18 protein-coding genes and 2 pseudogenes are annotated in these 22597 nt (G+C 42.5%); 6 read left to right on the forward strand and 14 right to left on the reverse strand.

Annotation, left to right across the window (positions count from 1 at the left end; genetic code table 11):
* The 11 genes and pseudogenes from NWP21_RS04720 to murF all read right to left on the reverse strand — a co-directional run.
* Positions 1-192: pseudogene (locus tag NWP21_RS04720) on the reverse strand (hypothetical protein); the annotation flags it as partial.
* A gap of 163 nt (positions 193-355) precedes the next feature.
* Positions 356-916: a hypothetical protein gene (locus NWP21_RS04725; RefSeq protein ID WP_271733066.1), complete on the reverse strand. Its 561-nt coding sequence runs from the start codon at positions 914-916 to the stop codon at positions 356-358.
* Positions 917-1114: 198 nt separating this feature from the next.
* On the reverse strand, positions 1115-2650 hold the full coding sequence (locus tag NWP21_RS04730; RefSeq protein ID WP_280791806.1) for a TrbI/VirB10 family protein: 1536 nt from the start codon (positions 2648-2650) through the stop codon (positions 1115-1117).
* 22 nt (positions 2651-2672) lie between these two features.
* Positions 2673-3347 (reverse strand): hypothetical protein, encoded by a 675-nt coding sequence (locus tag NWP21_RS04735; RefSeq protein ID WP_280791807.1) that lies wholly within the window; start codon positions 3345-3347, stop codon positions 2673-2675.
* A 60-nt stretch (positions 3348-3407) separates the two neighbouring features.
* Positions 3408-4205 carry a hypothetical protein gene (locus NWP21_RS04740; RefSeq protein WP_280791808.1) on the reverse strand — a complete coding sequence of 266 codons (798 nt, stop codon included), beginning with the start codon at positions 4203-4205 and terminating at the stop codon, positions 3408-3410.
* 19 nt (positions 4206-4224) lie between these two features.
* Entirely contained in the window at positions 4225-5274 is a 1050-nt protein-coding gene (locus NWP21_RS04745) for a hypothetical protein (protein ID WP_280791809.1), read from the reverse strand.
* Positions 5275-5294: 20 nt separating this feature from the next.
* Complete coding sequence (locus NWP21_RS04750) at positions 5295-6083, reverse strand: hypothetical protein (protein WP_348519753.1); 789 nt, start codon at positions 6081-6083, stop codon at positions 5295-5297.
* Positions 6084-6085: 2 nt separating this feature from the next.
* A complete protein-coding gene (locus tag NWP21_RS04755) occupies positions 6086-8833 on the reverse strand; it encodes a hypothetical protein (RefSeq protein ID WP_280791810.1) in 2748 nt (915 codons plus the stop codon).
* Positions 8781-9158 (reverse strand): hypothetical protein, encoded by a 378-nt coding sequence (locus NWP21_RS04760; RefSeq protein ID WP_280791811.1) that lies wholly within the window; start codon positions 9156-9158, stop codon positions 8781-8783. Before NWP21_RS04760 ends, NWP21_RS04755 begins: the two co-directional genes overlap by 53 nt.
* Before the next feature lie 3 nt (positions 9159-9161).
* Complete coding sequence (locus NWP21_RS04765) at positions 9162-9773, reverse strand: hypothetical protein (RefSeq protein ID WP_280791812.1); 612 nt, start codon at positions 9771-9773, stop codon at positions 9162-9164.
* Positions 9774-10140: 367 nt separating this feature from the next.
* Entirely contained in the window at positions 10141-11499 is a 1359-nt protein-coding gene (murF, locus tag NWP21_RS04770) for a UDP-N-acetylmuramoyl-tripeptide--D-alanyl-D-alanine ligase (protein WP_280791813.1), read from the reverse strand.
* Between the two features lie 776 nt (positions 11500-12275).
* Here murF and NWP21_RS04775 point away from each other — a divergent pair.
* Positions 12276-12920 (forward strand): type I restriction endonuclease subunit R, encoded by a 645-nt coding sequence (locus NWP21_RS04775; RefSeq protein ID WP_280791814.1) that lies wholly within the window; start codon positions 12276-12278, stop codon positions 12918-12920.
* 14 nt (positions 12921-12934) lie between these two features.
* Here NWP21_RS04775 and dnaK read toward each other — a convergent pair whose 3' ends face one another.
* Together dnaK and NWP21_RS04785 are read right to left on the reverse strand one after the other, a co-directional pair.
* Positions 12935-14794, reverse strand: a complete 1860-nt coding sequence (gene dnaK, locus NWP21_RS04780) for a molecular chaperone DnaK (protein WP_280791815.1) — start codon at positions 14792-14794, stop codon at positions 12935-12937.
* 77 nt (positions 14795-14871) lie between these two features.
* On the reverse strand, positions 14872-15336 hold the full coding sequence (locus tag NWP21_RS04785) for an Hsp20/alpha crystallin family protein (RefSeq protein WP_280791817.1): 465 nt from the start codon (positions 15334-15336) through the stop codon (positions 14872-14874).
* A 378-nt stretch (positions 15337-15714) separates the two neighbouring features.
* Here NWP21_RS04785 and NWP21_RS04795 point away from each other — a divergent pair.
* Both NWP21_RS04795 and aspS read left to right on the forward strand, forming a co-directional pair.
* Positions 15715-16674 (forward strand): annotated as a pseudogene (locus NWP21_RS04795) (extracellular solute-binding protein); the annotation flags it as partial.
* A 118-nt stretch (positions 16675-16792) separates the two neighbouring features.
* Positions 16793-18580, forward strand: coding sequence for an aspartate--tRNA ligase (gene aspS / locus NWP21_RS04800; protein ID WP_280791818.1), 1788 nt, complete (start codon positions 16793-16795; stop codon positions 18578-18580).
* A 53-nt stretch (positions 18581-18633) separates the two neighbouring features.
* On the opposite strand, the gene NWP21_RS04805 is transcribed toward aspS, so the two are convergent.
* Complete coding sequence (locus NWP21_RS04805; protein WP_280791819.1) at positions 18634-19431, reverse strand: S-layer homology domain-containing protein; 798 nt, start codon at positions 19429-19431, stop codon at positions 18634-18636.
* 321 nt (positions 19432-19752) lie between these two features.
* Between NWP21_RS04805 and NWP21_RS04810 the strand changes: the two genes are divergently transcribed.
* The 3 genes from NWP21_RS04810 (at position 19753) to NWP21_RS04820 (ending at position 22346) form a co-directional block, all read left to right on the forward strand.
* Positions 19753-20652, forward strand: a complete 900-nt coding sequence (locus NWP21_RS04810) for a DUF2382 domain-containing protein (protein ID WP_280791820.1) — start codon at positions 19753-19755, stop codon at positions 20650-20652.
* 55 nt (positions 20653-20707) lie between these two features.
* Positions 20708-21517: an S-adenosyl-l-methionine hydroxide adenosyltransferase family protein gene (locus NWP21_RS04815; RefSeq protein ID WP_280791821.1), complete on the forward strand. Its 810-nt coding sequence runs from the start codon at positions 20708-20710 to the stop codon at positions 21515-21517.
* Positions 21518-21692: 175 nt separating this feature from the next.
* A complete protein-coding gene (locus tag NWP21_RS04820) occupies positions 21693-22346 on the forward strand; it encodes a DUF2301 domain-containing membrane protein (RefSeq protein WP_280791822.1) in 654 nt (217 codons plus the stop codon).
* Positions 22347-22597: the final 251 nt, after the last annotated feature.

Consider the following 22597-nt stretch of genomic DNA (forward strand, 5'->3'; position numbering starts at 1 on the left):
TAATTGGTCAGCATAACGTTTACCTTGCTCCGCATCACGGGCAATTTGCCGAAATTCCTGATTGAGAAATTCATGGGGTAGCTCCCAGTTAATCAGGGCCGCGGTGGCTGGGAAAAAGAATTGTATGGCTTGGGGAAAATAGTCGGTAAGTATCTCTTTCCAAGGGCTATCAAAGTCAGCGCGCTCGTTCATGTTATTAATGACTTATAGCAACCGCCAAGGTGGTTAGGACATAAACAGAAGATAAAACCATTGAAATTAAAGCGTTTCAAGGCTTCCCCCTGCCCCCTGCCCCCTGCCCCCTGCTATAATTATGTCCCGATATTTTCACGCCTGTTTGGGGTGTGTCAAAGGGTTAAATTAATTCATTGGATGTACTGACACAAGCTATTTCCGTGGGGGCTGGGTCGGGATAAATTGCTAAAGTGTGATAATCAGGAGCAGTGTCTTGATATAATATTCTGAAGGTATAGAGTTTACTCCTGTTTCCTTCTTCGGTAATTACTGTTAAAAGTGTATTATCTGTTTTGGGTATTCCGGGAATATTGAGCCGGGGAATGCGCCGCAGTTGAATGACATTTGCGGCTGAGTTTTTACAGTCTCCGGAATTTAAGTTACGTTCTGCTCCCAATTGCATACACATCGGACCATCAAAGTCCATTGTTACTTGTGATGGGTCGTTTAACCAAACTTTCTTAATTGTTTCCCCTGCTGGGAGAAAGCTTAAGTTTGTCCCTTGTTGATAGGAAACTTTGATAGTAGGTACTACTCCCCCTAAACCTTGCGCTTGACAGGAAAACAGGGAACGCAAAACGGCATTATTAGCTAAAGTTCGCCCTGTATATAGTAAGATGGCAACTGAGAAAATTAGAGGGGTGAGAGTCCAAAAATTAGCATATTTGAGAATGTGTTTCATAGCTACCAATGGGAAAACGGCGATTAGGGTGACTGGGGTTAATTAAGTCCGGTAGGATGCCCAACCCAGAATATTGCTATTATGAGAAATAACGAATTATATAGTCATCCTATTTGACTTGAGAAATTATGAGTGAGGAAAGGGAACACCGGAACAGGGAACAGGGAACAGAAATTGTTCATGAATCATTTAGGATTGCTATAGTTTTACGGTTCTATTGACGTATATTTCTACCTCTTGGCCAGCTGGGATAAACCAAATATTAGTTCTTTGCATCATTTGAGAAATCGCTTGTTGATTGCGTTGAGATATTTGGGGTACTACTGACCTTAATCCACCTTCCAATATTCCAGCTGGTATGTTGCGTCTATTATTGGTGTTGGTGACGACGGTACTACCACCTTCTATAGAAACTTCGGTTTCAGCACGATTGAATAATTCCGCAGCTTTACCAATACCTCCTAAAATGAATAGACCGGTGTCCATCCCTGCTATTGATCCTGCTTGATCGGGATATTGATTTGCTATTAAAGGTTTACCTTGAGGAGCGCGAAGTACAATTGCATTCTTGGGTAAGGTTCTTTCTATCAACTCACCGTTCTCTTCTGAGATGATTTTGACTACATTTAACTGTAGTAGACCTTGTTCGGAAATAGAACGAATTTCACCCAATAATTCTGTATTAGCAGGTACTGCGATCGCCCCATCTATAGATTTTAGTGGTTCTTTCAACTGTACCACAAATATATTATCTTCTTCTTGAGCGTCATTATTCCTAGCTCTAGTAGTTTCCCCAAAGATGGCCGTTGCTAATACGGCTTTAGCATTAGTTCCTACCTTGACAGATTTCGGGTTTTGTGATTGTGCCTGACTGACTAAAATCTCTGGTTGTGGTGGTGTTTGTCCCGGTTGCAAGTTGGTTGCATAAGTCTTAACTTCTGGTACAGATAAAGCTGTATTTACTCTTGATTGACCGGTGGTATTTACCTGACCATAACTACCCAACTTGGCTAACCTTGTCCATTCCTTCAGGGGGTCTGGTGGCGATACTGCGGGGATAACAATCGGTGGGGGTGTAGAGTCCATAGCTATTGGTGGGATAGAAACTGAAGGAGACGCGGGTTGCTCAATAATAGGAACTGAAGGAGGTGCGGGTTCTTGAATAGTCTGCTCAACTCTGACTATTTTATTTGGAGATGTCTCCAGTGTTGTAGGTGTACTTGCTCTCACCTGTGGAGTTTCCACCCGCGCAGGTGGTCTATTTCTGAGATTTTCTTGAGCTGCTCTGACGGTCTGTACTTGTTCTGCAAGGGCTAACTTTGTCTTGAGTATCTCCACCTCTTGTGCTAAATTTACTTCAGGAGCTTCACTCATAGCCGGTGATGGAACCGTTGGGGAAACTAAATTACTTCTGGGTCTTTGATTGCTGCTATTCATAATTTGGGATAAAAACACCCCAGCAACTACCACTACAGCTAAGGTAGCACCACCTACTAAGGCTAACTTAGCAAAGGGATTAGATGACAGTGACTGCTCGGTTTCTACTTCTTCGGGGGGAATAGTGTGAGCTTCAAAGCTAGTTAAATCTTGTTGTGCTGACTCTTCTTCAAAACCCACCAATTGAGCTATTCTAGACTCCCAATCTAACAAGTCTATTTCTGGTTCATGGTGCTCAGGGGTTGGTTCCACTGTATATTGTGGAGAAATTTCTGGGTGAATTGAATAAGTATTCATGGTGTTTTAGTTGGTTTTAATTTCAAGAACAGTTTGTGTCTGTAATGTCGCATATCTGGTAAATTTCTAGCCTAGCTTCTCCTAAGCGGTATGCTGCTAAATCCCAAGATGACCCTTGGGGTGGAATTGAAGTTAGAGGTTTATCTATGGCTCTGACTAAAATTTGTTTATTGAACTCATTTGAGGTTCCTAGATTATTAGAACCACTAAAGTTTAATTGATTAGCTAACATTTCAACTTTCCATTTACCATTACCTATTTTTTCCGGTTGAGATACTCTTTGTACTACTAATATATATTCAGATTTGTTATTAATAAATTTTCCCGTCGGACTTAATTTAGTAATTTCCTCCTGAAACTTGGTTTTCAAATTATTAGCTAAAAGTTGGGAACTAATTTCCCAAGCTGTGATTGGCGGCTGTTTTTGTGACCAGGTAAGCATTAAGGTCATGGTTTCACCGACAAATCGGCGAATTGTTTCTGGATGTCTTTCATCACTTTGTTGAGGGTCTAAGGTAATCGCTCGACCATCAGCAAGTTGGGCTAAACTTTGGGGTGTCAGTTGCTGTTCTAAATCTTGAATCATGGAACTATGAAACAAAATCAAGAGCAAGCTAAATAAATTTAGCCCAAATGTCCCTACCGCTAATAGTGGTAATATACTACTTTTTCTCTTCTCTGGCTTGACTAATTGCATAAATATTTGCCTTGATAAATTTGAGAATAATTTACTTAAAATAGATAGTCACTTGTTACTTTAATTTCTACAACGGTTTGATTTATCCTCCCTGACAATAATGGAGTTGTCCACTAAACAAAAATCATGAATTTCGTAAATCTCTAGTTGGTCAGCGCGATGGCTAGAAATTGCTTTTTGGATGTCCGTACTACTATCTCTTAGGGGGTAAGGAAAATAATCGATCGCACGCACTAAAAAATCTTTATTAAAGGGTGTGACTGCTTTTCTCCGGTCATCTTTTCTGGTCTGAATTAGGTCAGCTATCATCCCTACTCGCCACTTCCCCGGAGCTATTGTTTCTGGGGGGTAAATTCTTTGAATGACTAATTCTGCTGAGATAATTTGATTAGGATTGTTTGAAAATACTTCTGGTGGGGTCATTTGGGCGATCGCACTTAAAAAACCCGGACGAAAATCTTCTGAGATCGCAAAACTCCCTACCCAACTGCTGGTAGTGACTCGTTGGTTACCTCCTTGGGGGGTTCTGATGGGTATTCCTGGGTCTGGTTGGGGTTTTGCAGCTTCTGTAATGGTTTGTGGGGGGAGGGTTCCTGACCAATTAAACATCAATGTCATGGTTTTACTGATGAATTGGCGAATCGCTTCGGGGTCCCTAGCTAAATCATCCACAGCGCCTATAGGTTGACCATCAACCATTTCCACAAAGTTGGGGGGTTTTCTCAGACTCAGTTGGCGAATGTTTAACCCTTGTAAAATGAACAGAAATAATACTGCTAGATGTAAGCTGAAAGTGGCGATCGCAAAAATTGTGAGAAAATTGATACTAGATTTTCTTTTTCGGAGTAGTTTCGTCATTTGCACACCGATGGGATGTTTAGATTCTATTTTTGATTAAGGCTGTACTATTATTAATGGCGCTAAAAATCGCAAATCCTCCTGCACCTGCGACAGCTAAGGATAATACTGGCGCTAAAATTCCCACAAAGATAATAAACCACATTAAATCAGGGTTAGCATTGGGGTTTTCTGCAGGTCCATTGATAATTACTGCTGCAGTCACAGCAGCAATGATATTAAATGAAATCTTAGTAATTCCCGCCGCAAAAAAACCTGTAAACCATGCGTAAATCGGTTTACCCCCTACAGGTAGCAAAGATGCGCCTAGGGCTAATGGTCCTAAAGCTGCTATAAGTAACATAGTAGCTTCTATAAGGTTTTGAAACGCATATTGCAAAGAAATTAAGAAGTTTTTAATTCTGGTTTGGGCGGTATTCCCTAATAAAGAGTTAAAGGTAATATCCGAGATATTTCCTGTATTAAATTTCAAGGAACTGACTTGATTTTCTAGCCTTTCAATCCAAATTCTATTCCCATATAAGTTTCTATATTCCCTCCACAGGTTATCAATTTGGTCGCTCGCTCTCGCCAAGCATTGGGTTTGTTGTTCCCCATTGAGTGATTGACAAGGACGAAGTAAAGAACCCGCTACCTCTTCAGCTAAACTCATATTTAATGCTTGCTGATAAGTTTGTTCAGCATCTGCTGTACTAACTACTTGTTGATTGACTGTGTTAATCAAGTTTCTTACCCCCAGCGTTAAACTAGAAAGTAGGCTACCATTTCCCGTATTACTCAAAAACAGCACCACTATAAAAGGCCAAATTAAACCACTTATAGGACGGGAATATTCACTGTTGATCACATCTTTGAGCCATTGCATCATAAAAAACAATAGCGTCCCCACAGCCAAAAATATACCCAGGTTTGTTAACGCCCCATATAAGTTATTACTTGTATTATTTTGTAATAAATCTAGCCATTGGTTATCCCAACTTTCAGCCATGCTTCTAGCAGTTACAGCACCACTATCAAAAGTTTCATTAATCCCAATTTCTGGGAAGATTTGCGCAATATAAACCTGCATTTTCATTGACCATATAGTAATTATCTACCAAACAAATCTGTTTGAGAAGTATTACGGATAAATCTCGCTGCTTCCGTAGCTGTGTCTACCCTGTGAGTACGATTCATTTCTTCCATCTGCTGGGAAATGTTGACTAAATTTAAATTGGAGTATTGTAAAGATTGATGGGTGAGGATACTTTGCGCTAGGGTTTCAGCGCTGATTTTTGCTTGTTCCTGTTGGATTCTAATACCTTGTAACTGTAAACCCGCTTGGTCTTTCTGTATCGTCATCAGTGGGAGAAAAGCATCGCCAGATGCGCCGAGAGTATCAGCGAGTCTTTGAAAGATGTTATTGGAACTTTGGGAAAGTTCGGAAATATTATTTAAGGTGGTTTCAGTATTTTGTAACTTAGATTTTAATCGTATTTGTCCATCTCTCCCCATATAACTTTCTATGGAACCCCTAGTAATTAGGCGATTCATTTCCTGGTTCACACCATTACTGCGCAGTACTGGATTATTTTCAAATCTATCTGTTGTGGGGTTAAATATCATATCTTGATTAAAATTATTACCCGCATCAATTGGGTTAGGTATATTCGCGGCTCCTGTGGCATTATTGAGAGCAGTTTGACCTCTAATTTCTAAAGGTCTTAAGGTTTCGCTCAGATGATTTCTCAGGTAATTTTGCATATCTACAGAATAAAATTGAAACTCAGTCCAAACTTGACCTAATTGTGCTGTTGCTGGGAGGAGTAATAACCAAGAAAAGCCCAAGGTGAGAACAGTAGTTTTGTGCATATCTTTCAACCTGAATAAATTGGACATGATTAACCCCCACGGAGAGCAGCTATTAATTGTCGCGCAAATACCGAAATTGCTTCATATTTATTGTCATGTTGTCCCATTACTTGTTGACGTGCGGTTTGTTCCTGGGGGTTGTTAGCAACTACTGCTAATTGTTCATAACCTGGATAGTAACGACAAAAGGTATAAATCCCGTTGTCATCTAATAACCATTGGCTGTAAATTCCTTCTTTACGAGGGAAAAAGCTTTCTGTCGCATTACGAGAAATAATATTGCGGGGATATTTTAAGATGTTGACAAAACTATCTACTGCTACCGGTTGAATCCTCCCGATTAATCTGGTTGATAAGTTCTGTAAAATTTTGGATGCGGCTTTAGATTTGGCGATGGTATCGGGGTCTTGGGCTGATAAAATAACTCTGATTCCCGCTTTTGCACCATTGGCGCAAATTCTGCCAACTAAATCAGATATTTGGTCAAATTCAAATAAAATCGGGGCTTCGTCAATAAAAAAGATGGAAGCTGGACTACTTAACGCCCTGCGCAAAGCTGCAGAATAAGCACTTAAGGATAATACAGCAGCGTCTTCATTGTCCGAGAGGTTCCGCAGCGCAAATACTAACAGTTGTGCGTCGGTGGGAAAGCTCGAAGGTGCAGAAATAGCTTGTCCAACTCGACTGGAAAGCCAAAATCTTAACCGCAGTTGAATTTGACTCAGAGCATCATCTACTCTTCCACTCACAGCATTTAATTGCAGATGTTCCGGTGAACAGAAATAAAGAAAGTCTCTTAAGGTGGGGGTTTTTTCCCACTCTTGACTCCCAAACCCCCCCGCGATCGCTTGTTTATATCTTTGGGTAATCCCTGGGTCGGCAAAAAATGCTCTTAATGCTAAGTTGAGCAGGGAACGCACAGTTTGGGATAACAGTTGGTTTTCGGTAGATGAGCCTAAAACCATGGTCATTAATGCTGACTCTAAAAAAGCAGTATAATCTAACAGGCGATCGCGCTGGGCTTCTGGACTGAGCGATCGCAAATCAGGCTGTTCAAATAAGTTATTAGATTCTTTGGCAATATCAAAATAAGCCCCATTCCCCTCCATAAACCTTGTATAGTCGGTAAAAGTAGAGGTTCCATCTGGTTTAGGAAAGTCCAGAGCTACCACCGGAATATCATAAGCTAAGGCTTGGGTTAAAATTCCCGACACCAAAACCGATTTACCAGCGCGGGTAGTCGCAAACAGAGCTAAATTTTTATGTTGGTTAAACAAATCCAGATGTATGGGTGTTCCCCCCTCTTCTGCAATTAACTCAAACCCTCGACTATCTCCAGCTTTGGTTAATACTAAAGGCATTAATCCCGGTACTTCACTGGTTAAATATAATTGACGGCGGTTAAACGGTTTAACTAACAAACCCTCCCAAACTATCGGTAAAGATTGTAGCCAAATTTTCCAAGCATATTCTACCTCCCTAATTACCTGGGCGGGTCTTTGAAAGCAGTTTTCTATATATCTTGTGGCTTCATCTAATTTTTCTATGCTGGGACGATGTACAAAAATAGCTATACTCGTATATATTGGTATAGCACCCTCATATAATTGCTCTTGGGCTGCTACAGATTTCTTTAACTTTAATTGAGCGCTGACATCAATAGTTTTACTCTTTTCCTGGGCCATAAGTGCTGTCATATTCGACTGCTTCAGCACCCGTTGTAATGTAGTCTTCACTAAAGCCGGGTTGGCTGCGGTTAACTCGCAGAAAATCTCTGTATCTGTGACAGTTTCTCTGGCTAATAATTCCCACAAATAACGCAACTGAGCGAATTTATTCGGCCACCCTCCGGGTTTTTCTAGAAATGTCAACGCTCCAATATAGCGATTTTTCACATTTACCCAACGACGTTCAGCACAGGGTACACCAGACTCCATCAGCAAAGTTGTACTGTGGATATTTTCTATAAGTAATTGACTACTACTTAACTCTGAATTAACCTGCTCATACAGTCCGTTTTCATCTAAATGAACTAACTGGGGAATGGGTATAGGTGGTGTTTCATTAAATCTTTTCCAGACCTCTTCCCATAGTTGATCAGCATTTAAAGGTTTAACATCTAAACCCATTTTGTTAGATAATAACTGCTCCCAGCGACAGAACCCCTGTTGATAGGACTGGATAATCAGAGTTTCCAGGCGCTCATTTTGCACTTGGGCTAGTTCCCCTTTAAAGTTTAACCACCATAGTTCAGCTTTACCTAATACTTTCTCTATCCAATCATCTGTATATTTCGTATTCGGTTCAATGGTATAGGTTACATATATCCGTAAAAATTTCGGCTTACGAATCCCCGCATTAGTTAGTTCTTGAGTTCTGGCTCTTTCCGATGTCAATAAATACTTAATATCCCGTGATGGTGTCTGCTTGACTAAGTGAGATAGTTCTATTTGTCTTTGTTTATCTGAACTAAATGACCCCATGTGCAAGGTCATCTTTTCCCCTTCAGGAATATCTTTTAAACCAGATTCTATATTATTAAAAATTGTCTCTATTTGCTCGTTTCTTAACGTAGTATGAATTCCCCGACATTCAAACCCAAAAACAAAGCAAAATCTATCTTTCTGAGTGTCTTTGTTTAAAATGTAAGCACCTATGTCACGACCATCCAGGGAAATGCGTAACATGGTGGCTAAATGTAAAGCATCCTCAAATGGTGTTAATCTACTTTCTTGACCGCCGACCTTTATGCTTTGTTTTCCGATTTTCTGCTTCATGGTTAACTTCTAACAAGCTGTAATAACGAGCAAAGCCCCTTGTCCAAGTGGGAACTCCTATGAATTTGCTTAAAAATCGCCAACTCCTACCACCACTTAAGATCCACCAAGTCGCTATTCCCCAACCCGCAATTAATGCTGTCCATAACCATCTTTGAAAATCATCTGCAAATATTCCCCCAAAAACTCCATTTACAATTAAGTAAGCAGCGAGAATAATCACCAACCAGGGAAAGATTTGATCTGCAGGAATTGGACCTAATGAAGGTTGGGCTCCCAGGATTTGATTCACTGGGCGAAATTCTCTATCTGTTTCTTCAGACATACTTTAGTTACTCACATCACCAATTACAAACCCTGTCAGCACATCAGCAACTGTGACCGCAACTACTACTAATAAAGGAACCCTGGCGATACTTTGCCAATCTTCATCTTTCCTAACGGCGTTAATTACACCAACTAAAGAACCTGCAATATACAGTAAATAAATTGCTCGTAAAACGTTAAAGATTAGGCTGACTGCTGTTTGAGTATTACTATTGGTTTCCGTACCTTGTGTTAAAGTATTGCGGAAAAAACTCTCTGCTTTACCAAAAAATTGCGCCTGTGCAGGAAATGCAAAGTAATCTAGCCAAAATAAACTCAGAACCAGGGATACTGCTAGGATTTGACAGAACACAACCCAGGGCTTTGCTAAATTTACTCTCTGTCCAAGCTGGATGACTATTGCTAGTAAACTTCCCAGGAGCAAACAAAACAGCAGCACAGGACTTTTTAAACTGACAACGCTTAAAAATACAGCCACAGCTATCAAAAATGGTACTGATTCCACCACCATCACATACCATGATGACCACATACCTATTAGTTTTCCAGATTTTTCCTGCCCTTTGGTTATTAAACCTCTCCTAAGTTTTTTCACCCTGTATTTTTCAGACATTTTATAGTTTCCCTGTTAACGTCAGTCAGATTTATCCTGTTAATAAGAGCTAATATTTACATTGAAAAATTAAGAAAATCGGCACGCTTCAGCATCATATACTCTCATAACGTCACATCCTATTAAGGATAAGTTAACTTGTTTTTAATGTTCAGTTAAGTAGATGACTCCACTTATACCACACTACTGCCCACCGTTGGAGCTGATTGACATAATTACCGTATTTATGTCTAAACATTCTCTCTGGGATACTTGATTTTTCTCCATAAGTCATCAAGAATAAAAGTAACCTCTAACAAGTTGTAGTCCATCTTGTTACAAACCTAACCTTATCCAATTTTCTCAGTCCGCACCCTGCGGACTTTATTTATTTTCCCAGAAATTCGCCCCGGAACTGATTAACAACCCGGTCTAGTCCCACGGAATGGGCGGCTTTAAATAACAAGCGATCGCCTGGTTGCACAAATGTGATTAATCTAGTTACTAAGTCCCCATGACTGGTAAAACACTCCGTGGGAATACCCTTTGCACCGGCGATCATTGCTTGGGTATCTTCTCCATCTCCTAAAACTAACAACCCGTCTAATTCCAACTTTTGGACGGTTTCACCGACTCTGTGGTGCAATTGTCGGGATTTTTCCCCCAATTCTTTCATCGCCCCTAATACGGCGATTCTGCGTTTTCCCCGTGTATCCGCTAACAATTGCAAAGCTGCAATCATAGCTTCTGGTGCAGCATTGTAGGTTTCATCTAAGATTAATATATCATCAGGTAAGCTCAACCTCTGCGATCGCCCAGTAGGCATATTCACCATCACCCCCCCTTGCAAACCTGACCAATCAACCCCTAAAACCTTCGCCACCGCCAACGCTGCTAAAAAGTTACTAGCATTGTGAACACCAGCTAAGGGTAAAGGTAGCTGCATTTCCCCCACTTGAATAGTTTCTTGATCTAACACCACCCCTTGGATATCACCACCAGACAAGCCATAAGTTACAACTTCCCCCGACCAAACTTGTGCAGCTGTAGCCATTAATAGAGCATTATCATAATTAAGAATAGCAACCCCATCTTGAGGCATTTTCCCTAATAACTCACATTTAGCCTCCGCTATAGCTTGCTCAGAACCGAGTAACTCAATATGTGCCGTACCCACATTAGTAATTACCCCAATGGTAGGTCGAGCTATTTCCGTTAATTCCGCAATTTGTCCCCTCCCCCGCATCGCCATTTCAATCACAGCATAGTCATGGTCTCCACCCAGTTCTAATAAAGTTTTGGGTACACCGATTTCGTTGTTAAAATTGCCATGGGTTTTATGCACTCTTCCCTGAGTCCCCAACACTGCGGCGATTAGTTCCTTGGTGGTGGTTTTACCTACCGAACCTGTTACCCCCATCACCGGGATATCAAAGCGATCGCGCCACCATCTCCCCAGTTGCTGATATACTTTTAAAGTATTACCCACCCGTAACACAGGTAACCCTGGATACTCATCATCACCGTCCACAATCGCCCCTAAAGCACCCTGACCTATGGCCGCAGCCACAAAATCATGACCGTCGAATTTTTCCCCCCGCAAAGCTAGGAACACCTCACCGGGTTTAATCATCCGGGTGTCTGTTTGAATACCGCTGCTCATTTGTGCGAGAGCGGTTGCAGATAAATTCACGGGTTCAGCGCCTAGAACTGTTAACAGTTGGGAGATGGTGGTAGAGCAAGGCATAATTATCTAACGGCTTTTTTGTGATTTTTTTCAGGTGTGGCTACATCAAATTATAGGAAGTTGTGACTACATAAGAAAATGTGGTGACAACTCCGGGATATGAATTTACCCCACCCGTCCCCAGATCGCCCAATCACGTAACGCCTACGACCGAAGTTCAAATAAAATGGCTGGAATAATGATTCTTGTGTTTTGACATCGTCAATCTAGCGAGTGCCGATTAACCTCGGTCGATTGCTGGGTAAGGGTTTCAGCCTTTGATAGACTGGGGTAAAGTCCATTTCAGCCATCGCTTTTTCTGAACCTGGCTAACGCCACGCTATCGCTATCGGAAACTGCCTCTAGACTTCTTAGAGGGTAATGGTTTAAAATGCAGGGGTCTCCACTCGCTGGGGACATTAATCGAATGGAAACTGCAATAATTTCATCAAGGCTTCTTGCATAATCAATAGTCCCCACTCGCTGGGGACATTAATCGAATGGAAACAACGCTGTTAATAAGCTACTAAGCTTAGAAATACAAGTCCCCACTCGCTGGGGACATTAATCGAGAAGTGTCTAAAATCACCTTATAAAACTTATCAAACATCCTCCAAGGGACATGAAGCGAATATGGTTTATGTGGTGGGTTTTGATCACGTTGCACAGAATGAAAGTGATGTGAGTTTCCGTAACCAGTTAGGTTAAGTTTAATTTGGGTTTCACTTTATTCAACGGGAAAACAGCAACAGTATTATTTATGATAGTTAAATAAATCCAAATAAAAACAATCCACCATGCAAACATTCGCAGTTACGGAAACAATTACCACCATCACAGAAGCTGAAAAAAGATTTAATTTAACTCGAAATCAATCCCCAGATTTTTTTACCGAATGGTATGATCAATTACCAGAATTAAATAACGATGATATTAAAAACCTAGAAACATTATGGCAACGTTATATTTATCATCGTTCCGGTGGACATTTATTAGAAACTACCGTAATTTTATTACTCGTTTCTCCACTATTAACCATCGCTGGTTTATATGATCCACCTTTTAGAATTAAAGCAGAAGAATCAGTACAAATTATAATAGCTGATAGTGAAGAAACCTTACAGGGAAGAATTGATATTTTAGTATTAAAAGAAAGATTATGGATAATTGTAGTAGAATCTAAAAAAACAATGTTATCAGTTTGGTCAGCATTACCCCCAACTCTAGCTTATTTAATGGCTAATCCTGATCAAAATTATCCTGCTTTTGCGATGTTAACTAATGGTGATGATATAGTTTTTGTAAAAGTTGAAAATCAAAAATATGCAATATCTAGAGTATTTGCACCTTTTACTAATCAAAGTGAATTAGAAGTTGCTTGTCAAGTGTTGCGGAAAATAGTACAAATATTTAACCCCTCCCTAGGTGTCAAGAACACCTAGAGGGGGTTTTCAACTTACTTACTCTCCACAAAATCCGCATCAATCACATCTTCACCCGTAGTCGTCCCACCAGCTTGAGCATAGACAGCGCTACCAATTTGCATCAGAGCTTGCTGTAACTCCTGAGTCAGAGACTTCATGCGGTCAAAATTATCTTGATTCATCGCCTCCCGTAAATCGCTAATCAGACCCTCAACACGAGCGCGATCGCTGGTACTGACCTTATCACCCAAATCTCTAATTTGCTTCTCAGCTTGATAAACCAAAGAATCCGCCAGATTCTTAGTATCAATTTGTTCACGGCGTTGGCGGTCTTCCTCCGCGTGAGCTTGTGCATCCCGCACCATCTTGTCTACATCTCGTTTATCCAGAGTCGAAGCACCAGTAATAGAAATCGACTGCTGTTTACCCGTCGCCTTATCTTGAGCCGTCACCGAAAGAATACCATTAGCATCAATATCAAAAGTTACGTCAATTTGCGGCACTCCCCTAGGTGCTGCGGGAATACCATCTAACCGGAAAGTTCCTAAACTCTTGTTATCCCTAGCTAACTCCCTCTCACCTTGGAGAACATGAACCTCTACATTGGCTTGACCATCCGCCGCAGTAGAAAATATTTCTGACTTTTTCACCGGGATAGTAGTATTACGGTCAATAATCCTCGTCATCACACCGCCGAGGGTTTCCACACCCAGAGACAAGGGGGTAACATCCAGCAGCAGAATATCTTTGACCTCACCCGCTAACACCCCCGCTTGAATAGCAGCACCCACAGCGACAACTTCATCAGGGTTTACACCTTGACAGGGGTCTTTACCAATGATTCGCCGGACTAATTCTTGTACAGCAGGGATACGAGTAGAACCACCTACCAATACCACCTCATCAATCTGCTTATTACTCAGTTTCGCATCTTGCAAAGCTTGTTGCACAGGGTGACGACACCGGTCTAACAGATCCGCGGTCATCTCCTCAAATTGCGCCCTGGTCAAAGTCATATCCAGGTGTTGGGGTCCCGCGGGGGTAGCAGTGATAAAAGGTAAGTTAATATTAGTTTGGGTGGCGCTGGAAAGTTCAATTTTGGCTTTTTCCGCTGCTTCGGTTAATCTTTGTAAGGCTTGTTTATCTTGACGTAAATCAATACCTTGATTATGCTGGAACTCAACAGCTAACCAGTCAACAATCTTTTTATCAAAGTCGTCACCGCCTAAATGGGTGTCTCCACTGGTGGATTTAACCTCAAAGACACCATCCCCAACCTCCAGAATCGACACGTCAAAAGTCCCACCACCTAAGTCAAACACTAAGATAGTTTCATTTTCCTTTTTATCTAACCCATAAGCAAGCGCTGCTGCTGTGGGTTCGTTGATAATCCGCAAAACTTCTAACCCAGCAATTTTACCCGCGTCTTTTGTCGCCTGGCGTTGGGAGTCATTAAAATAAGCGGGAACTGTAATTACTGCTTGGGTGACTTTTTCCCCCAGATATTTACTCGCGTCATCTACCAGCTTCCGCAGCACTTGGGCGGAAACTTCCTCTGGTGCGAATTGTTTACGGGCTGCTACACAGTCTAATTTAACATTACCGTTGCGATCGCGCAAGGTTTTGTAACTAACTTCGGTCGCTTCGTGGGTAATTTCTTCATATTTGCGCCCAATGAAGCGTTTCACAGAATAAAAGGTATTTTCTGGGTTCATCACTGCTTGTCGTCTCGCAATTTGACCCACTAACCGCTCACCAGACTTAGTATAAGCCACCACCGAAGGAGTCACCCGCTGACCCTCTGCATTGGGAATCACCACCGGGCGACCCCCTTCAACCACCGCTGCGCAGGAGTTGGTCGTTCCTAAATCAATACCAATTACTTTCGCCATATTATCACCTTCCTCGGATGGCAATTTTCATCTTGAGGATAGGGGACTAAGCATTAGGTTTACCTAGTCCCCCCACCCTAACCGAGATTTACTTTCACAGGTTTGTATTTCTCTGCTTCAGCTTTGGGTAAGGTTAAGCGCAAAATCCCATGGTCATACTTAGCTTCTACTTTGTCGTTCTCTACTGTTTGCGGTAAGGGAATGACTCGGTGAAATTGACCGTAAGCAAACTCAGACCGAGTTACTCCTTGTTTTTCCACCCTAGTCTCACTCTTTCTCTCACCACTAATAGATACTGAGTCGGGACTAACTTGTATATCTATGTCTTTTGCTTCTAAACCAGGAACTTCTAACCGCAGGTGAATTGCATCCTCCGTTTCTTCTAGTTCGGCAGGCGGTATAAATCCTAACTTTACATCTCCGCCATCACTGGGTATAAATCTATCCCATAGGCGATTGATTTGGCGTTGTAAGGTGTCAATTTCTGGAAATGGATCTAAATTTTGCCAGCGCCGCAATGGTTCCCAACGAGTTATTGCCATAGCTACCACCTCTAAAGATTAACATCTACTCTCAGGAGGCTTAATTTCCAGCTCTACACTCTCGGAATAACTGCTGATTGTCTCAATTCTCTTTGCTCTCTCACTGAGCTTAATCTCAAGCTTCCTAATTCACACCTTAAACTAAATCTCACTGGACTAGGTTCGGTTTTATGGTTAGCTGCGATCGCAATAACCGTACAAGTCAGGTTGATAATTTCCGATAACAACGCCCAGTAATATGGTAGGGGTGAAACACCTCTAAAAATTTACTTTGCAGCTTCATAAAGAACTTCTCTATCACTTGAGGATCATCTAGGTGCATCGGGTATTCTTGATTAAATCCCTTAAAAAAATACCAATTTAAGATCATTTTACCCTGTGGAATTAGGAGCAATTCGACCCTTAGATGACTGGTTAGCCACCTTCCCAGGTAAGTCGGAAGTTAACCCCAAGTTATTTGAGGAGTTAACATTAAACAATCAACTGTGGTCAACTCCTCTTTATACTAGCAATATAGGTATTTTCTACCGTCCCCAACTTTTCCAAGCCGCAGGAATTACCCAGACACCCAAGACATGGGAAGAACTCAGAGCAGTCGCCAAAAAACTCACCATAGACCGGAATGGAGATCAAAGACCAGAACAGTATGGAATGTTACTACCTTTGGGTAAGGGCGAATGGACTGTATTTAGTTGGTTTCCCTTTTTATTGAGTGCTGGGGGGGAGGTAGTCAGCAATGATCAGCCCAACCTGACAAACCCAGGGGCGATCGCCGCCTTACAATTTTGGCAAGACCTATTACAAGACGGTTCAGCGACCCTCTCACCCCCAGAACGGGGTTATGAAGAAGATGGCTTTTTAAGCGGGCGTGTGGCCATGCAAATTACCGGACCTTGGACTTATATTACTAAGTCTAACATTGATTATGATGTGTTTCCTATTCCCGGAAGTGTGACACAAGCCACAGTCACCGGGACGGGCAATATGTATGTAATGAAAACTACACCCGAAAGAGAAGCCGCCGCCCTGAAGTTTTTAGAGTATATTTTAAGTGAACAGTTCCAAACAGAATGGAGTATTGGCACAGGGTTTTTACCAGTTAACCTCAAATCCGCTCAAAGTCAAGCCTATCAGGAATATGCAGCCACCAAACCTTGGTTAAAAGTCTTTGTTGACCAAATGCACACAGCAGGCGCTAGGCCGATTATTGCCGGATATAGTCGTTTATCCGAGAGCTTAGGTAGAGCCATTGAGTCCAGCTTGCTCGGTCAACCCCCAGCAAAAGCTTTGCAAGTAGCCCAAGAACGTTTAGAACTGATTTGGCAGAATGTAAAGTAAAAGCCACAAAAAAATTTTTTCTGAACCTGTAACAACTACAATTACTATTGATGCTAGATAATGGGAAAGCCTTGACATTTACTAACCCATCTAGCCCGACAGAATCAAACTAACACCTATGCGAACTCACTATTGCGGCGAACTCCGAAAAAAACATATTGGAGAAACTGTTACCTTGTATGGATGGGTAGACCGTCGCCGCGATCATGGGGGCGTGATCTTCTTAGATTTGCGCGATCGCTCCGGGATTGTGCAAATTGTCAGCGACCCCCAACGCACCCCAGATTCCTACCAGCAAGCTAACACCCTGCGCAATGAATACGTTGTAGAAATTACCGGGAGAGTCACACAACGCCCGGAGGAATCCTTAAATCCTCGCCTCCCTAGCGGCGAAGTAGAAATCTACGCAGATAAAATTACACTACTTAACAGCGTTCGCAAACAGCTACCATTTCAAGTTTCCACCGTTGAAAGCGAAAATGTCCGGGAAGACCTGCGCCTCAGGTATCGTTACTTAGATTTACGACGGGAACGCATGGCCCACAATATGCAATTGCGTCATCAAGTCGTTAAAGCCATGCGTCGCTACCTAGAAGACCTGGAAGGGTTCATAGAAATAGAAACCCCCGTACTCACCCGTTCCACCCCCGAAGGTGCGAGGGATTACATCTTACCCAGTCGCTCCAACCCCGGGGAGTGGTTTGCCTTACCCCAATCACCCCAGCTATTTAAACAAATCCTCATGGTATCGGGCATGGATAGATATTATCAGATTGCCCGTTGCTTCCGTGATGAAGACCTGCGCGCCGACAGACAACCAGAATTTACTCAGTTAGACATGGAAATGAGTTTCATGTCTCAAGAGGAAATTATCGCCCTCAATGAAAAATTAGTGGCTCATATCTTTAAAACAGTTAAAGGCATAGAGCTAAACCTACCATTCCCCCGTCTCACCTACGCCCAAGCCATGGAACGCTATGGTACTGATAAACCAGATACCCGCTATGGCTTGGAATTAGTCAATGTCTCCGATATCCTCCAAGACTCCGGTTTTAAAGTCTTTCGAGATGCGATCGCCCATGGTGGTACTGTTAAAATCCTGCCCATACCCCAAGGTAATGATGTCATTTCTAACGTCCGCATCAAACCAGGCGGTGACCTATTCAAAGAAGCTACCGAAGCGGGAGCCAAAGGTTTAGCTTTTATCCGCGTCCGCGAACATGGCGAAATCGACACCATAGGCGCTATGAAAGACAACCTCACCCCAGAGCAAAAACAGGAAATCTTGCAGCGTACCGGTGCAAAAGCCGGACATCTGTTATTATTTGGCGCTGGTGACACCGCCACAGTTAATAAAACCCTAGACAGATTACGCCAAGTCGTCGCCAAGGAATTTAAATTAATCAATCCCGAAAAAATTAACTTACTCTGGATTACAGACTTCCCCATGTTCGAGTGGAACGCCGACGAAAAACGCCTAGAAGCACTACACCACCCCTTTACAGCACCCCATCCCGAAGATGTGAGTGATCTAAAAACCGCCCGAGCCCAAGCTTACGACCTAGTATTAAACGGCTTAGAAATTGGCGGCGGTAGTCTGCGAATTTATCAAGGGGACATTCAACAGCAAGTATTTGCAGCCATTGGTTTATCTACCGAAGAAGCCCATGATAAATTTGGCTTTCTCCTCGAAGCCTTTGAATATGGCACACCCCCCCATGGTGGAATTGCCTATGGTTTAGACCGTTTAGTTATGTTACTAGCCGGTGAGGAATCCATTCGGGATGTCATCGCTTTCCCCAAAACACAACAAGCCCGTTGTTTGCTCACAGATGCACCTTCTGGCGTAGATGTCAAGCAACTCAAAGAATTACACGTTGCTTCTACCTACAAACCAAAACCCTAACCACACCCGAACCCAGGGACGGTTAATCAATCGTCCCTACACCCACCCAGCAACTACCGAGCAGCCCGGGTAACCTCTGGACGCACAATATAATTATAAGCCGCCACATCACTAGGTAGAGGTTCCATTCTCCCCTGATCTACTAGAGCTTGGTGGATAAAAGCCGCAGCAGTAGAACGCCTCAGAGCCTGATTAGGATTAAGTACCCTAGGATTGGGATAATTAACCACCATATTTCGCTGTGTAGCTATGCCTACATCATTAATAGCATAATCGGGAATTTGTCCGGCATCTGTATAATAATCCCGCGCCAGTGCAGCCACGGGTGTACTAGGCGCAGTTGCTACTACTAAAGGCTGCATTAAAGAAGTCATCGCCAGGGGTAAGTATCTCGGTCTTCTCGCAACCCGCCGAGTTTCCGGTGTTAAATTCAAGCCTCTAGTGAGGGTGACTAGAGCATCTAGTCTGGAAACTGGCTGATTGGGAGCAAAGAAACCACCCGGATAAGCGCTCATAAATCCCTGCTGATAGGCTTCCTCAATAGCTGGAGAAGCCCAATATCCCGGAGGGACATCGGCGAAAACACTCCCATCTTCAATCTCCCGCACTGCTTCTTGGTCAAATGCTTGACGAAGCATCGCCGCAAACTCATCACGTTGTACAGCTTGTTCCGGTCGGAATGTCCCATCTGGATATCCGACAACAATATTTCTTTGGGCTAAACGTTCAATGAATGGTTGCGCCCAATAGTCCCCAGGAACATCACGAAAAGTATTCTGTGCTAAAACTGGAGATGTTAAACTTACTGCTAGCCCTAGGGCGACTAAAGATGTACTAAATCCACTAGACATTTAAACATACCTCCATTAATCTAACTCAAATTAATTAGCTTTAAATTTAATCTATACTGATAATATTTCAGATATTTACTATAGTTATCTATCTATCGATTCAAAGAATTATATCTCAAATTAGGCAGCATCTTATGGCTAAGGTAAATATTACCAACTGGTGTATAGGCTCTTACCTCAGAAATATATTTGAGTATTTTCTTAACCAGTCAATCTACTAGAAGTAGTAAATTACAACTTCCTCAAACTCACCCGCCAGCAAGACATAATCTCATCTCACTTATCTTAGGATTGTAAGTAGAGATTTAGGTAAACAGTAATATGGTTCTTTATAAACTTCAAGACTTGAGTACTGGCTATACAAATACTGAATTTGATAATTATGAAATCCGAGATTTTGATGTTTACTCAGATGTCAATAACGAAAGAGTCGGCACAGTCAAAAATATTTTAGTGGATGATACAGGACATTTTCGTTATCTGGTTGTTGATACAGGTTTTTGGGTTTTTGGTAAACAGGTGTTATTACCAATTGGGCGCTCTCGCATTAGCTATGGTGACCGACGGGTCTATGCTACAGGACTCACTAAGGAGCAAGTAGAAAGCCTACCGGAGTTTGACGAACTCGAACGGGTTGATTACGATTATGAAGAGCGGGTACGGGGAGTTTATCGCCCTACCTTTGCAGAAACACCTTTAGAAACTTCCACACCTGTCGAGGCTACAGCACCTTTAGATACCCCGTCAGCTTATGCTGAGACTACAGCCCCCAGGCGTGATACTTATACTTACGAACACGAGCCAGAACTATACAATATTACTCAGCAAAATCACCAAAACCTCAAACTTTATGAAGAAAGGTTAGTTGCTGATAAATCCCGGATGAAAACCGGAGAGGTTGCAGTTGGTAAGCACGTGGAAACTGATAGAGCCACAGTTTCTGTACCGGTGGAAAGAGAACGGGTAGTCATTGAACGCACTACCCCCACAGATGCGGGACGCATAGCGGCCCCCGGTGAAGTTGATTTCCGTGAAGGTGAAGTTGCACGGGTGGATATTTACGAAGAAACTCCAGAAATACGCAAGGAAGCTGTTTTACGTGAAGAAGTGAAAGTTAAAAAGGTGGTAGAAGCAGATACCGTTGAGGCTCAAGAACAACTGCGCCGGGAAGAGTTAGATGTGAAGAAAAATAATCAGCCCTCCCGGAAAAGAAAGACTTGATGATGGTTGATATGATGGTAGTGGCTTGATTTTAGCGCCCTGCTCCCTTGGTTTCATGTCTCAAACACATACCAATCAATCATCTATTCTGGCACTGCTCACCGATTTTGGCGCTCGCGATGTTTATGTAAGTGTCATGAAAGGTGCGATCGCCCAAATCAATCCCCATATTAAGGTAGTTGATTTGACACACCAAATACCGCGGCAAAATATCGCTGCGGCGCGTTTTTGTCTGATGAACGCTTACCCCTATTTCCCAGTAGGTACAGTATATGTCGCCGTGGTAGACCCCGGAGTGGGCAGTCAACGCCGAGCGATCGCCCTAGAATTTCCCCAAGGCTTGCTAGTAGGGCCAGATAATGGTATCTTTAGCGGTGTGTTGTCTCAAAGTCCGGCAACTCGCGCCGTAGAACTGACTAACTCTCAATATTGGCGCACACCCCAACCCAGCCACACCTTCCACGGTAGAGATATCTTCGCACCTGTGGGCGCTCATCTGGCTGCGGGGATTGATTTAAAACATCTGGGAGCAGAAATTGATACCGCCTCTCTGGTCAAGTTGAATCTTGGGCAATGTCAGGAAACCAACACCGGAGTTAGGGGTTACATTCAATATATTGATACTTTTGGCAACTTAATTAGTAATATTCCTGGGGAATACGTCTTAGGTAAAAATTGGTCTGTGCAAGTTTCTGGCTTGACTATACCCGGATATGTGACTTATAGTGATGTCAATGTGGGGGAACCTGCGGCTTTAGTTGGTAGTCATGGCTGGGTAGAAATTGCCATTAACACCGGCAATGCTTCCCTACAATTACAAGTTAACTGCCAAGACCAGTTAGAAGTTTTATTTTTAGGTAGATGAAAAAAATAGGTTGACACTCCCACGACTAGACGCGCGTGGGAGTTTCCCCCCCCCCCGATGAGGCTGATACAATCATTTCTATAGTGCGCTCTTTTAACCAAACCGTTGGGAAAGAATTTGGCGCAGCCTAACCGCCTCCCCATGGGATAGCATTTTTGTCAAAGCCTATTTAACCATGATTACAGAAACACTCTCAGCACCGGTTTATCAAGGTCAGTTTGGGGAATTTACCATTAACCAAAGCGATCGCACTAGCGTGATTATCTACCGTACTGGGTTAATGGTAGCAGCCCTAACCTTTGCCATCGGTAGCGCCTTAGTCTTATTCTACAACACACCCCAAACCATAGCCGCCCTCACGCCCTTATACATCTGTTTTAGTTTAGCTCTAGGTGTCAGCTTATTAACCATTCACATCTACATGGTAGCACTGCACCGACTCTTACAAATAGTCTGGGCGATCGGCAGTATATCAGCCCTAGTCTTAGCCCTATCTACTAGTCAACCCTTACCCATCACAGTTTACACCCAACCCCTGACATTATTTGGTATAGGTTTTACCTTCGTCGCCTTAACAGGTATTTTTTTTAAAGAAGCCTTTTGTTTTAACCGTTTGGAAACCAAAGCATTAACTGCCATTGTCCCAGTATTATTACTAGGTCATTTAGTCGGAATTTTACCCCCAGCCTGGGAACGAGTCTTATTAGCAGCGTGGGCAATTTTGTTAATAATATTTGCACTGCGTAAAGTCTTCCAAGCCATCCCCCCAGACATTGGCGACAAATCAGTATTTGCTCACTTAAAAGCCCAAGCTAAAACTAAACATTAATACTAACAGCTTAGGGAACAGGGAACACCGGAACACCGAACACACAAAAAACAATCAAATCCAGTCCCCTCCCCTTACAAGGGGAGGGTTAGGGTGGGGTCAAATAATATTCGATACACTAATCATGACTTGACAAACATCCTCTAAACCCAGCATTAACTTTGCTGGGTTTTTTTTATCTTCTGTCTGGTAACTCTACCATAAACCCAGCTTTTTTTGGCTGCTGTATGTTAGTTAGTTCTGATTTTTGC

This window comes from Anabaenopsis sp. FSS-46, assembly GCF_029891665.1.
Classification (GTDB): Bacteria; Cyanobacteriota; Cyanobacteriia; order Cyanobacteriales; family Nostocaceae; genus Anabaenopsis; species Anabaenopsis arnoldii.

Bases quoted from the DNA above. Each gene is read 5' to 3' on its own strand.
- NWP21_RS04725 (WP_271733066.1), bottom strand. From the start codon at position 916: ATGAAACACATTCTCAAATATGCTAATTTTTGGACTCTCACCCCTCTA.
- NWP21_RS04730 (WP_280791806.1), bottom strand. From the start codon at position 2,650: ATGAATACTTATTCAATTCACCCAGAAATTTCTCCACAATATACAGTG.
- NWP21_RS04735 (WP_280791807.1), bottom strand. From the start codon at position 3,347: ATGCAATTAGTCAAGCCAGAGAAGAGAAAAAGTAGTATATTACCACTA.
- NWP21_RS04740 (WP_280791808.1), bottom strand. From the start codon at position 4,205: ATGACGAAACTACTCCGAAAAAGAAAATCTAGTATCAATTTTCTCACA.
- NWP21_RS04745 (WP_280791809.1), bottom strand. From the start codon at position 5,274: ATGCAGGTTTATATTGCGCAAATCTTCCCAGAAATTGGGATTAATGAA.
- NWP21_RS04750 (WP_348519753.1), bottom strand. From the start codon at position 6,083: ATGTCCAATTTATTCAGGTTGAAAGATATGCACAAAACTACTGTTCTC.
- NWP21_RS04755 (WP_280791810.1), bottom strand. From the start codon at position 8,833: ATGAAGCAGAAAATCGGAAAACAAAGCATAAAGGTCGGCGGTCAAGAA.
- NWP21_RS04760 (WP_280791811.1), bottom strand. From the start codon at position 9,158: ATGTCTGAAGAAACAGATAGAGAATTTCGCCCAGTGAATCAAATCCTG.
- NWP21_RS04765 (WP_280791812.1), bottom strand. From the start codon at position 9,773: ATGTCTGAAAAATACAGGGTGAAAAAACTTAGGAGAGGTTTAATAACC.
- murF (WP_280791813.1), bottom strand. From the start codon at position 11,499: ATGCCTTGCTCTACCACCATCTCCCAACTGTTAACAGTTCTAGGCGCT.
- NWP21_RS04775 (WP_280791814.1), top strand. From the start codon at position 12,276: ATGCAAACATTCGCAGTTACGGAAACAATTACCACCATCACAGAAGCT.
- dnaK (WP_280791815.1), bottom strand. From the start codon at position 14,794: ATGGCGAAAGTAATTGGTATTGATTTAGGAACGACCAACTCCTGCGCA.
- NWP21_RS04785 (WP_280791817.1), bottom strand. From the start codon at position 15,336: ATGGCAATAACTCGTTGGGAACCATTGCGGCGCTGGCAAAATTTAGAT.
- aspS (WP_280791818.1), top strand. From the start codon at position 16,793: ATGCGAACTCACTATTGCGGCGAACTCCGAAAAAAACATATTGGAGAA.
- NWP21_RS04805 (WP_280791819.1), bottom strand. From the start codon at position 19,431: ATGTCTAGTGGATTTAGTACATCTTTAGTCGCCCTAGGGCTAGCAGTA.
- NWP21_RS04810 (WP_280791820.1), top strand. From the start codon at position 19,753: ATGGTTCTTTATAAACTTCAAGACTTGAGTACTGGCTATACAAATACT.
- NWP21_RS04815 (WP_280791821.1), top strand. From the start codon at position 20,708: ATGTCTCAAACACATACCAATCAATCATCTATTCTGGCACTGCTCACC.
- NWP21_RS04820 (WP_280791822.1), top strand. From the start codon at position 21,693: ATGATTACAGAAACACTCTCAGCACCGGTTTATCAAGGTCAGTTTGGG.